At 40.6% G+C, this 12,363-nt stretch carries 11 protein-coding genes and 1 pseudogene; 6 read left to right on the forward strand and 6 right to left on the reverse strand.

From position 1 onward, the window contains the following. Window positions 1-76: 76 nt before the first annotated feature. From AB2B47_RS07130 to AB2B47_RS07150, 5 genes and pseudogenes are all read right to left on the reverse strand, one after another. Window positions 77-2,068, reverse strand: a complete 1,992-nt coding sequence (locus tag AB2B47_RS07130) for an ABC transporter permease (RefSeq protein ID WP_320693953.1) — start codon at window positions 2,066-2,068, stop codon at window positions 77-79. Between the two features lies 1 nt (window position 2,069). Beyond that, window positions 2,070-2,828: an ABC transporter ATP-binding protein gene (locus AB2B47_RS07135; protein ID WP_006152604.1), complete on the reverse strand. Its 759-nt coding sequence runs from the start codon at window positions 2,826-2,828 to the stop codon at window positions 2,070-2,072. Window positions 2,829-3,303: 475 nt separating this feature from the next. Further along, window positions 3,304-3,405, reverse strand: a pseudogene (locus AB2B47_RS08665) (sensor histidine kinase); the annotation flags it as partial. Between the two features lie 8 nt (window positions 3,406-3,413). After that, on the reverse strand, window positions 3,414-4,388 hold the full coding sequence (locus tag AB2B47_RS07145; RefSeq protein ID WP_320693954.1) for a sensor histidine kinase: 975 nt from the start codon (window positions 4,386-4,388) through the stop codon (window positions 3,414-3,416). After that, entirely contained in the window at window positions 4,381-5,058 is a 678-nt protein-coding gene (locus tag AB2B47_RS07150) for a response regulator transcription factor (protein ID WP_000548968.1), read from the reverse strand. Before AB2B47_RS07150 ends, AB2B47_RS07145 begins: the two co-directional genes overlap by 8 nt. A 95-nt stretch (window positions 5,059-5,153) precedes the next feature. On the opposite strand from AB2B47_RS07150, the gene AB2B47_RS07155 reads away from it, so the two are divergent. Beyond that, a complete protein-coding gene (locus AB2B47_RS07155) occupies window positions 5,154-6,230 on the forward strand; it encodes a DUF2974 domain-containing protein (protein ID WP_320694015.1) in 1,077 nt (358 codons plus the stop codon). A gap of 104 nt (window positions 6,231-6,334) precedes the next feature. Then, window positions 6,335-6,964, forward strand: a complete 630-nt coding sequence (locus AB2B47_RS07160; protein WP_049495469.1) for an MBL fold metallo-hydrolase — start codon at window positions 6,335-6,337, stop codon at window positions 6,962-6,964. Window positions 6,965-7,002: 38 nt separating this feature from the next. Here AB2B47_RS07160 and AB2B47_RS07165 read toward each other — a convergent pair whose 3' ends face one another. Beyond that, complete coding sequence (locus tag AB2B47_RS07165) at window positions 7,003-8,895, reverse strand: M13 family metallopeptidase (RefSeq protein ID WP_320693955.1); 1,893 nt, start codon at window positions 8,893-8,895, stop codon at window positions 7,003-7,005. Window positions 8,896-9,074: 179 nt separating this feature from the next. On the opposite strand from AB2B47_RS07165, the gene AB2B47_RS07170 reads away from it, so the two are divergent. The 4 genes from AB2B47_RS07170 to tpx all read left to right on the forward strand — a co-directional run bounded on the left by AB2B47_RS07170 (window position 9,075) and on the right by tpx (window position 12,216). Further along, window positions 9,075-9,797 (forward strand): metal ABC transporter ATP-binding protein, encoded by a 723-nt coding sequence (locus AB2B47_RS07170; protein WP_006152594.1) that lies wholly within the window; start codon window positions 9,075-9,077, stop codon window positions 9,795-9,797. After that, on the forward strand, window positions 9,794-10,642 hold the full coding sequence (locus AB2B47_RS07175) for a metal ABC transporter permease (protein ID WP_004251242.1): 849 nt from the start codon (window positions 9,794-9,796) through the stop codon (window positions 10,640-10,642). The genes AB2B47_RS07170 and AB2B47_RS07175 overlap by 4 nt, the downstream gene beginning before the upstream one ends. A gap of 26 nt (window positions 10,643-10,668) precedes the next feature. Continuing rightward, entirely contained in the window at window positions 10,669-11,601 is a 933-nt protein-coding gene (locus tag AB2B47_RS07180) for a metal ABC transporter substrate-binding protein (RefSeq protein WP_006152619.1), read from the forward strand. 120 nt (window positions 11,602-11,721) lie between these two features. Further along, window positions 11,722-12,216, forward strand: coding sequence for a thiol peroxidase (gene tpx / locus AB2B47_RS07185; protein ID WP_006152627.1), 495 nt, complete (start codon window positions 11,722-11,724; stop codon window positions 12,214-12,216). Window positions 12,217-12,363 lie beyond the last annotated feature (147 nt).

Raw genomic sequence — 12,363 nt, forward strand, 5'->3', positions numbered from 1 at the left:
CGGAGGTGGGACGACGAAATCGAATTCTACCGAATTAACGATTTCTGTCCCACTCTCTTTTTTGATGTTTCTGTTTTTACATTTGAACAATTCTACGATAGCTTCTTGAAGTAATCATAAAGATAAGTACGTAGATGAGGGCAAAGATACCACAAATAGAAAGTGTTACACTTAACATCATAGCTGTATCTACTACCCCAATGACCTTAAGAATCAAACTTAACATATGATAGGCAAAAGCCAAGTGTAGGAAAGCAAAGATTACAGGGAGGAAGAAAACAGTCAAGACCTGCTTGTTAATGGTTTGTTTGATTTGTTTTTGATCCAAGCCCACTTTTTGTAGGATGACAAAGCGTTCACGATCCTCATAACCTTCTGAGATTTGTTTATAGTAGATAACGAGTACAGTTCCAATCATAAAGATGATAGAGAGGAAAATACCAATAAAGAGAACTCCTCCAAAGAGAGCATTCATTTGGGCAATTGCGTCACTTGCAGTGCCTCCACCATAAACCATGCCGTCTTCATTTTTGAGATTATGACTAAAATTATTTACAAACTCCTCAAAATCATCAGATAGCTTTAACTGTTCCTCTAGACTAGCTGTTACATCCATACCACCGTAGAGCTGTGTGTATACAGCTGAATCCTGGTACTGTTCCAAAAAACTTTGAATATCAGCTACTACAAGATAGTTATAATCCGATACCAATAGTACATAGGGATTAGAAACATGATTGGCAATAAAATCCTGCTGGATTGCTTCCTTGATTGTATAGTTCTGATTGTTCAGACTAAATGCTTTCTGATTTTTAAGTTGGTCATTTCGAGCCCAAAGTCCTACTTCGTTACCAGTAAGGTTCAGCTTTTGTCCAGTCATTTTTTCATAATCTTTTTGATCAAAAACCAGGAAGACTGTCTTAGGCATGACATTGTTTTGCCCTTTTTCAAAGATGGTTAATTTGGTCCCTTCTTGACTCGAAAGACCGAAACTTGCATAATTGAGGACGTCCTTATTGCTGATGGTTAGGTTCTTTTCGCTAGCGTATTGAGTCAAAAGCTTGTCTAAATCCTCAACTTCTACATGTTGTCCCTTAACATCAAAATCATGAGGATACATGAGTTTTTTCATATTCTCAGATCCGTTGTAGATACTAGTAGCTGCAGACATAGTAACCAAAACCATGGTTGAAAGGATGGCAATGGTTGCTAATCCGACAGCATTTTTCTTCATACGAAAGATAAGGTTAGAAACAGAGATGAGGTTGTTGGGTTGGTAGTAATATCTCTTGTTTTTCTTGAGCAACTGTAAGAAAACTGTAATACCAGCATTGAATAAGAGATAGGTCCCTACAATAACTAACATAACCGCAATAAAGAAAGTAGCGACAGCTTTGAAAGCATCTGTTACGCTTAGTGCTAAGTAGTAGCCACCACCTAGTGCAATTAGCCCTACAAGTGTCTGAAGAACTAGGAAACGCCCCTTCTTCTCACCCTTCGCTTTTTCTCTAGAAAGCTGGAGAGCATCCATACGGATAATACGTACAGCGTTCAGGAAAACGATGACTAAAAAGATAAGACCAAATACAAGAAGGATTGAAAGCACTACGGACCATTGGAAAGTTGCAACTAACTCTACCTTCATCTTTGCAAGTTTGAGCAGTAAAGCGAAAATCAGATTATCAAAGAGGGCACCAATTCCAATTCCGGCAGTGACTGTTACTAGCCCAAATACCAAAAGTTCCTTAAAGGTCATACCAATCAAATGGCGTTTTTCTAAGCCCAACATGCCATATATACCCAGTTCTTTGGAACGATTTTTCATGACAAAACTGTTGGCATAAAGAACGATAATGGCAGATGCAAATGTCACAACGACAAGCCCTAGTTGTAGGGTAAATTGAATAGCAGATGCACCACGTAAATCCACAATTTTAGGATTAAAGGCTAGAGAGTAAAAGAGATAGCTGATAGTGACTGCCAAAATGACAGACAAAGCAAACGGATAATAGAGTTTGCGGTTTTTAATTAAGTTGGATATGGCCAACTTATTGGTTAATCGAAACATACTAGTTCACCTCACTTGCCATAACAGTCAAGGTGTCAGAGATTTCTTGGAACATCTGACGATCCGTCTTTTCACCACGATAGATTTGATTATAGAGAATACCGTCCTTGATGAAAAGAACACGTTTTGCACGGCTGGCCGCAGCTGTTGAGTGGGTCACCATGAGAATGGTTTGCCCTTGTTCATTGATCTGATCAAAGATATCAAGGAGAGCTGCAGACGATTTAGAGTCTAGGGCACCTGTTGGCTCGTCCGCAAGAAGAATTTCTGGTTCTGTGATGATAGCCCGTGCAACTGCTACCCTTTGTTTTTGCCCTCCAGAGATTTCATAAGGGTACTTCTCCTGCAATTGATTGATTCCAAGATTTTCGGCCGTCACGACCAATTTTTTCATCATTTCTGTAATAGGCTTTCTAGACAATACCAAAGGGAGTAAGATATTGTCTTTAACAGAAAGCGTATCTAACAAATTGAAGTCTTGGAAGACAAAGCCTAACTTTTCACGACGAAAGCTTGATGCTTCAGAATTTTTAATGGTAGCTGTGTCAGTTCCGTTTAGGAAGACCTGCCCACGCGTTGGCTTGTCAAGCATAGCAAGAATATTCAGTAGAGTAGATTTACCAGATCCAGACTCACCCATGATAGCGACGTAGTCGCCTTTTTCAACGGTAAAGTGAATATCTTTCAGGGCTTCTACTTGGTTGCCTTGAAAGCGAGTTTTATAAATCTTTTGAACGTGTTTTACATCTAATAGTGTCATTTTTACTTCTCCTTCTTAATATCCCATTAATTGAAACTGAGCTTGCATCATTTCGATGCCGATTTGAACTCGCTCGATATCCTTTGGACTCGGCTTACTTGTTTGTTTCTTTTGTAAAATTGTTTTCATGGTTCCTCTCCTTTTTTTTATGCTCTAAGTTTACTCCAAAAAAAGAGGGCTTGCCATAACATAACCTTACAAAAGAGACCTTTAATCTTACATTTTTGTAAGATTAAAATTGTTATCTGATTGGAGCCTATTGCCCCCCCTATTTGAAGTCTAAAGAAGAGAGTGGGACAGAAATCGGTAATTCGTTAGAATTCGATTTCGTCGTCCCACCTCCGCACAGTTGAGTAGGGTTGTAAAAGCTGATGAAATCAGCCTAGTAGAGCCCACTCAGCCACTGCGTCTTGCTCGATAATCCAAAGACAATTGAGAGGCTAGGACTTTTGTCCCAGCCTCTTCACAATTCTTTTCACTCAACCAGTAGGTTCACTTCAGAGAACTTGATGCGTACGGTCGTTCCTTGCCCAAGCTCGGATTCTATTCGGATTTGGTGTCCTAATTCTTGGCNCACAATTCTTTTCACTCAACCAGTAGGTTCACTTCAGAGAACTTGATGCGTACGGTCGTTCCTTGCCCAAGCTCGGATTCTATTCGGATTTGGTGTCCTAATTCTTGGCTGATTTTCTGGGTTAGATAGAGCCCAAGTCCAGATGACTGCTGGGTCATTCGACCATTATATCCTGAAAATCCACGTTCAAAGACTCGCAACCGATCACTGTTTTTGATTCCAATCCCAGTGTCTTTGATACAAAGCTCTGAACCTTCCATGTAGATTTCAAGACCACCTTCCTTAGTGTACTTGAGGCTGTTTGAGATGATTTGCTCAAGGACCACTAGTAGCCACTTCTTATCTGTAACAATCCTTCTGTCCAAATCATGCAAATTGACGCTAAGACCTTTCTGAATAAAGAAAATAGAATATTTACGAATGACTTCCTTGACCAGGTCCTCTATATTTTCTTTCTTCAACACTAGATCATCATGGAAACTTTCTAAGCGTAAGTATTGAAGAACGAGGTTAGTATAGGAATCAATCTTAAAAATTTCCTGCTCCAACTGTTGTTTCAGTTGGCGATCTGCCACCTCACTCACTAGGAGTTTACTGGCTGCAATTGGTGTTTTTATCTGATGAACCCAGAGTGTATAGTAGTCCACCAAATCATTATAGCGGTTTTCAGCATCTGATTTCTTTTGATAGAGTTCAGATTCGCTTTTCTCTAATTTTTCAGTTAAAAGGACTTCCATTGGTGACTTAGCTTTTCTTTCGCCATAGAGTAATTCCTTACGATAACGTTGCAATTCTATCAAGAAATCAAATATCAAAAACAAAAATGTCAAAAATGTAGATAGAAAGAAGAAATAGTTAAAGTAGGGCCCTTGCTTATCAAACAAGATTTCAAAGAGAAAAAGCAAACCTGTAAGCGATAGAATAAAAGCAAAAAAACGGCTACGAGAACGGATATAAGCTAGAAAAAAACTTTTAATATCAAGCATGTTTCAATCCGTACCCTATTCCTTTCTTGGTTTCGATAAAACCAATCAAACCTTCTTCCTCCAGTTTCTTGCGCAAACGAGCGACATTAACAGATAAGGTATTGTCATCGATAAAAAAGTCACTGTTCCAGAGTTCCCGCATCAAATCATCACGCGCTACGATATTTCCTGCATGTTCAAATAAAACTCGCAAAATCTGAAATTCATTCTTGGTTAGGCTGATAGCTTTGCCATTGACATGCACATCCATAGACTTGGTATTGAGGATAACTCCTGCATACTCTAGGAGACTCTCATCTCTTCCAAATTCATAAGAGCGGCGCAATAATCCTTGTACCTTAGCTAAAAGGACCTGCTGGTCAAAAGGCTTGGTTACAAAATCGTCAGCTCCCATATTAATAGCCATCACGATGTCCATAGCCTGGTCTCTTGAAGACAGAAACATAATAGGAACTTTGGAAATCTTGCGAATTTCCTGACACCAATGATAACCATTAAAGAGAGGCAATCCAATATCCATGAGAACCAGATGAGGCTCAGACTGAACAAATAGCGTCAGAACTTCCATAAAGTCTTCTACCATGACTACTTCAAAACCCCATTCGGAAAGCATTTTCCCAACTTGCTGACGGATTACTGGATCATCTTCTACTAGTAAAATCTTGTGCATCTGCTCCTCCTTTTTTAATATTATAGCAAAATTCTCCTGACTACTAGCAAAATTGATGTAAATCTGATATGATAAAAGTTAAGAAAGGAATTCTCATGGCCAATATTTTTGACTATCTAACTGATGTTCAATACGATTCTTTTTATGATATCCCATTAAATGAACTGGATGTACTTGCTCTGACTGAGCTGACTTATCTGTCTTTTGATAACTTACTAGACGAATCAGATAATCGCTTACTAGATGTCGCAACACGTGTTCCTCGTGACATTAACGTGTTGACTAATAAAGAACGTCTGCAACTCTTAGATCAACTCTCCACACACAAGCGTTTTAAAAATAGCAAGCTCTCTAACTTTGTCAACGATATTGATGAAGAACTCCAAAAGCAATTCGCTGCTATGACCTATCGTCTGAACCTAGATACCTATCTGATTGTCTTTCGTGGCACAGACGACAGTATTATTGGTTGGAAAGAAGATTTCCATATGACCTATATGAAGGAAATTCCAGCTCAAAAACATGCTCTCCAGTATTTACAGGACTTTTTTGCTCAACATCCTAACCAAAAGGTGGTCCTAGCAGGACACTCAAAAGGGGGCAATTTAGCTGTCTATGCTGCCAGTCAACTCGACCCACTTTTACAAAAAAACATTGTCGCCGTCTATACTTTTGATGCGCCTGGACTTCACAAGGAACTGACCGAAACAGCTGGCTATCAAAACATGATGGAAAGAACAAAAGTATTTGTCCCACAAGGTTCTATCATCGGGATGATGCTGGAAATCCCTGATAAGAAAATCGTCGTTCGAAGCACTGCTTTAGGCGGTCTTGCCCAGCATGACACCTTTAGTTGGCAGGTTGAAGACAAACACTTTGTCCAACTAGAGGAAATTAGTAGCGAAAGTCTCCAAATCAAAGACACTCTTAAAGAATGGGTGGACAGTGTGCCCGATGAAGAACTAGAGCTCTACTTTGATCTCTTTTTCGGAACCATACTAGAATCTGGAATCACTTCCATCAACGATTTATCTTCTAGAAATGCTATTGAACACATTCGACAACTTGTTTCTCAAGCCCAGACACTGGAGCCCGAGCAAGTCGAAATCTTAAGAAACCTGACGCAACTCCTACTGGATGCACGCTTCCAAGCTTGGAAAAATCATTTTTAAAAAGTTAAAAGTCCCTTCCTTTATGGAGGGACTTTCTTGTTGATTCCTTATTTTATTCTTCTGTGTTATACTAGAAACTGTAAATCTATGAAAGAGGAAATCCTATGAAAATCCATAAAACTGTGAATCCTGTCGCCTATGAAAATACTTATTATCTTGAAGGGGAGCAACACCTGATTGTAGTCGATCCTGGTAGCCATTGGGAGGCCATTCGCAAGACTATCGAAACCATCAACAAACCGGTCTGTGCCATTCTTCTGACCCACACTCACTACGACCATATTATGAGTCTTGACTTGGTCAGAGATACTTATGGAAATCCTCCAGTCTATGTGGCAGAAAGTGAAGCTTCTTGGCTCTATACCCCTGTTGACAACCTTTCAGGTCTCCCTCGACATGACGATATGGCAGATGTCATCTGCAAACCAGCTGAACACACTTATGTCTTTCATGAAGAATACCAGATTGAAGAATTCCGCTTTACAGTCTTACCAACGCCAGGCCACTCTATCGGTGGAGTTTCATTGGTTTTCCCAGATGGACACTTGGTCTTAACGGGAGATGCCCTTTTCCGAGAAACCATTGGTCGGACAGACTTGCCAACTGGTAGTATGGAACAACTTCTTCATAGTGTCCAAACCCAGCTCTTCACCCTTCCAAACTACGATGTCTATCCAGGGCACGGACCTGCTACGACTATCGCGCACGAAAAAACCTTCAATCCATTTTTCTAAAGCATAAAAACCAAGGACAATCATCCTTGGTTTTTTGATTACCAAATAATCACACGGTCTTCTGGTGAGCGCCACATGCCGTCGCCTTCTTTGACATCATAGGTTGTAAAGAAGTCATCAAAGTTTGGCACTTGGACATTAACACGGAGTTTAGCTGGGGCGTGCACATCAACGCTGGCCATGAGTTTCATCAACTCTGGGCGACCTTTCATACGCCAGATACGAGCAAAGTTATGGAAGAACTCTTCAGCTGAGAAGTCTGGCTCTCTCTTAGCAGCTTCTAGCGCTGCAGCGATTCCTCCAAGGTCAGCAACGTTTTCGGATACAGTTAATTTCCCATTGATTTTTGCACCGTAAGATTCTTGACCATCAAACTGGTCGATAACCTTCTGTGTTTTTTCTTTAAAGGCTGCGTAGTCGCTCTCAGTCCACCAATCCTTGAGACTTCCATTTTCATCAAAGGAAGCTCCATTAGTATCAAAGGCGTGAGAGATTTCATGGGCGATAACTGCACCAATACCACCATAGTTGGCAGAAGATGACTGATGCAAGTCATAGAATGGTGCCTGTAAGATAGCAGCTGGGAAGACAATCAAGTTCTTTTGTGGATTGTAGTAGGCATTGACCATATGAGCAGGCATTCCCCACTCCTTGTAGTCAACCGGCTGATTCCACTTGCTCCAACTGTGCTTAATTTCCACACGCGCAAAGGCTAGGGCATTATCAAAGAGGCTAGCAGATTCATCTACAACCTTGTCCTTATAGCGAGCTGGCAGTTCTTCTGGATAACCGATATAAGGCTTGATCACATTGAGTTTAACGATGGCTTTTTCTCGAGTTTCAGGAGTCAGCCAGTCGTTTTTAGCCAAACGTTCCTTATAAACATCAATCATGGTCGCCACTTTTTTCTCTACGTCTGCCTTGGCTTCTGGAGAGAATTTTTCATGTGCATACCAAAGACCGAGCGCTTGTTTGAATGGTCCTTGAGCTAAGTGGTAAGCAGCCTTGCGCTTGTCTTGGGCTTCTGGAACTCCTGAAAGGGCACGGCCATAAGCACCTGACAAAATACGGATTTCGTCTGTTAGATAACTAGTTGAAAGATTGACCACACTCAAGATCAAGCTTGCTTTGAGCAAAGGCCAAGCTTCTTCACTATAGAATTGCTCTGCTGCTTGCCAGAAACGTTCTTCATCTACGATAATCTTGTCTGGTGTTTGTCCAATCACCGCTTGGAAAAAATCATCTAAAGGAAGTGCAGGAGCAAACTTTTTGAAATCTTCATAAGAGTATGGATGGTAAAGTTTAGCATATTCTGAACTCTCTTCGTTTGAAAGTACGACTCCTGCGATACGGCGGTCCAACTCCAATCGTTTCTCTAAAAGATCTTCGATTTCTTCATCTGAGAAGTTATAGGCTTTGAGGAGATTAGAAGTACTTTCTTTCCAAAGGTTCAATAATTCCTCACGCTGAGGATGGTCTTCCGCATAGTAGGTTGTATCAGGTAAAATAGTTCCTGGTGCACTAGCCCAGAGAACATTGGTTCTAGCATCCATAAAGTCTGGTGATACACCAAATGGAAGGAAGTTTGGTTTACCAGCTAATTCAAACTCTGCTAGCTTTCTTGTAAAGTCCGCGAAGCTCTCCAAATCTTGGTATTCCTTAAGCATAGGAAGGACTGGCTCAATTCCATCTGCTTCTCGCTTGTCGAAATCTCTCACCATGCTGTGGTACTTGACAAAGTTTGCTAAGATGGCATCTTCTGGCACATCTTCTCCTGCCAACCATTTGTCCGTCGTCGTTAGCATCAACTCTTCAATTTCTTCGTCAAGGTCGATAAAACCACCTGTTCTCGATTTATCTGCTGGAATAACAGCAGTCTTTTCCCACTCACCATTTATAGCATCATAAAAATCATCTTGATATCGTGTCATCTTGTTCTCGCTTTCATTTTTCACTTATTCTTAGCTTAGCAAAAATCCCTGGGGAATGCAATTAAAAATGCCGTCTCCTCCTATTTGATTTCAACGTTAATATTTTAAATTTTTACCAAAATTAACTTGACTTAAAAATAAAATTAATGTATATTAAAATCCAGGAGGAATACAACTGTATGATACGTATCGAAAACCTCAGTGTCTCCTACAAAGAAACGTTGGCACTAAAGGATATTTCACTAGTGCTCCAAGGACCAACGATTACCGGAATTATTGGTCCAAACGGCGCCGGGAAATCAACATTATTAAAAGGTATGCTGGGCATTATCCCACATGAAGGACATGCTTTTATCGAAGATAAAGAAATGAAAAAATCTCTTAAGAAAGTTGCCTATGTCGAGCAAAAAATTCATATCGACTACAACTTCCCTATCAAGGTAAAAGAATGTGTCTCTCTGGGACTCTATCCATCCATTCCACTCTTTCACACTTTAAAAGCAAACCACTGGCAAAAGGTGGCTGAAGCACTAGAAATTGTTGGACTTTCTGACTACGCAGATCGTCAGATTAGTCAACTCTCTGGTGGCCAATTCCAGCGTGTCTTGATTGCCCGTTGTCTAGTTCAAGATGCTGATTATATTCTCTTAGACGAGCCCTTTGTGGGGATTGACTCTGTCAGTGAAGAGATCATCATGAACACGCTGAGAGAACTTAAAAAAGCTGGCAAGACTGTCCTTATCGTTCACCATGACCTCGGCAAGGTTGCCCATTATTTTGACCAGGTACTCCTTCTCAACAAGGAGCTAATTGCCTTTGGTCCAACAAAGGAGACCTTCACCCAAGCCAATCTCAAACAAGCTTATGGTGACCGACTCTTTTTCAATGGAGGTGACCTATGATTGCAGAATTTATAGATGGATTGCAGAACTTCCACTTTCTCCAAAATGCCTTGATTACAGCTGTTGTGATTGGTATTGTTGCTGGAGCGGTCGGATGCTTTATCATTCTCCGTGGTATGTCCCTTATGGGAGATGCTATCTCGCACGCTGTCTTACCAGGTGTAGCTCTTTCTTTTATTTTAGGAATTGACTTCTTTATTGGTGCTATCATCTTTGGACTGCTTGCCTCTGTCATCATCACCTACATCAAGGGGAACTCTATTATCAAGAGTGACACTGCCATTGGGATTACCTTTTCATCTTTATTGGCTCTGGGCATTATCTTGATTAGTGTGGCTAAAAGCTCGACTGACCTCTTCCATATTCTCTTTGGGAATATCTTAGCTGTGCAAGACATAGACATGTATATTACCATCGGTATGGGAGCTCTCATTCTATTGATTATCGGGATTTTCTTCAAGCAACTCTTGATTACATCCTTTGATGAACTCCTAGCCAAAGCTATGGGCATGCCAGTTAATTTCTACCACTATCTACTCATGATACTCTTGACTTTGGTGTCAGTGACTGCTATGCAAAGTGTCGGAACCATCCTTATCGTAGCCATGCTGATTACTCCAGCCGCGACAGCTTATCTTTACGCCAATAGTCTAAAGACCATGATTTTTCTTTCATCAGGCTTGGGAGCTCTAGCTTCTGTCTTGGGACTTTTTATCGGTTATAGCTTTAACCTGGCTGCAGGTTCAAGTATCGTGCTGACATCTGCAAGTTTCTTTCTCATCAGTTTCTTTATCGCACCAAAACAACGTTATCTGAAGCTGAAAAATAAAAAAATCAAACAATAATGAGGGAGCCCCTCTGGAGGAATATAATGAAAAAATTAGGTACATTGCTTGTTCTTTTTCTTGCTATCATTGGATTAGCTGCCTGTGCTAGCGGAAAAAAAGACACAGCATCTACAAACCAAAAACTAAAGGTTGTAGCAACTAACTCTATCATCGCTGATATTACTAAAAATATCGCAGGAGACAAGATTGATCTTCATAGTATCGTGCCTGTTGGACAAGATCCACACGAGTACGAGCCACTACCAGAAGACGTCAAGAAAACTTCGCAAGCCGACTTAATTTTCTACAATGGTATCAACCTTGAAACAGGTGGAAATGCCTGGTTTACAAAATTAGTTGAGAATGCTAAGAAAACTGAAAACAAAGACTACTTTGCAGTTAGTGAAGGCGTTGATGTCATCTACCTAGAAGGGGAAAATGAAAAAGGGAAAGAAGACCCACACGCTTGGCTCAATCTTGAAAATGGGATCATCTATGCTCAAAATATTGCTAAGCAACTCATCGCCAAAGACCCTAGCAACAAGGAATTCTACGAAAAGAATCTCAAAGAATACACTGAAAAACTAGACAAGCTTGACAAGGAAGCCAAAGAGAAATTTAACGCTATTGATGCGGACAAGAAACTCATCGTAACCAGCGAAGGATGCTTCAAATACTTCTCTAAAGCTTACGGTGTCCCAAGTGCCTACATCTGGGAAATCAATACTGAAGAAGAAGGAACACCTGACCAAATCAAGACTTTGGTTGAAAAACTTCGCCAAATGAAAGTTCCATCACTATTTGTTGAATCCAGTGTCGATGATCGTCCAATGAAGACTGTTTCACAAGACACAAATATTCCAATTTACGCACAAATCTTTACTGACTCAATCGCTGAAGAAGGTAAAGAAGGTGACAGCTACTACAACATGATGAAATACAACCTTGACAAGATTGCTGAAGGTTTGTCAAAATAATCCATTAAAAAACGTCAGTCACCATGAATTGGCGTTTTTTGTCTAATCAATTTTCGGTCAAACTATTGGAAAAGTCTGAACGTTTAATGTAAAATGAAAGAAAAAAGATTGGAGTAGCTTATGACTACATTCCTCGGAAACCCTGTTACGTTTACAGGAAAACAACTACAAGTAGGAGACAAAGCACTTGATTTCTCTCTCACAACGACTGACCTCTCTAAAAAAACACTGGCTGACTTTGAAGGCAAGAAAAAGATTTTGAGTGTCATCCCTTCTATCGATACAGGCATCTGCTCGCTTCAGACTCGTCGCTTTAACCAAGAATTAGCTAGCTTAGACAACACTGTTGTCCTAACGGTATCTATGGACCTTCCATTTGCACAAAAACGCTGGTGTGGTGCTGAGGGAATTGAGAATGCCATCATGCTTTCAGACTACTTCGACCACTCCTTTGGACGCGATTATGCCCTCTTAATCAATGAATGGCATCTGCTTGCACGCGCAGTTTTTGTTCTCGATACCGATAATATCATCCGCTACGTCGAATACGTAGACAATATCAACAGCGAGCCAGACTTTGAAGACGCTATTGCAGCTGCAAAAGAACTCAACTAAGTCAAGCTCTTGTAGCAATAGAGAGTGGGACAGAAATCGGTAATTCGTTAAAATTCGAGTTCGTCGTCCCACCTCCGCACAGTTGAGTAGGGCTGTACAAGCTGATGAAATCAGCGTAGTAGAGTCCACTCAACCACTGCGTCTTGC

Source organism: Streptococcus wuxiensis (genome assembly GCF_040888245.1).
Lineage (GTDB): Bacteria > Bacillota > Bacilli > Lactobacillales > Streptococcaceae > Streptococcus > Streptococcus wuxiensis.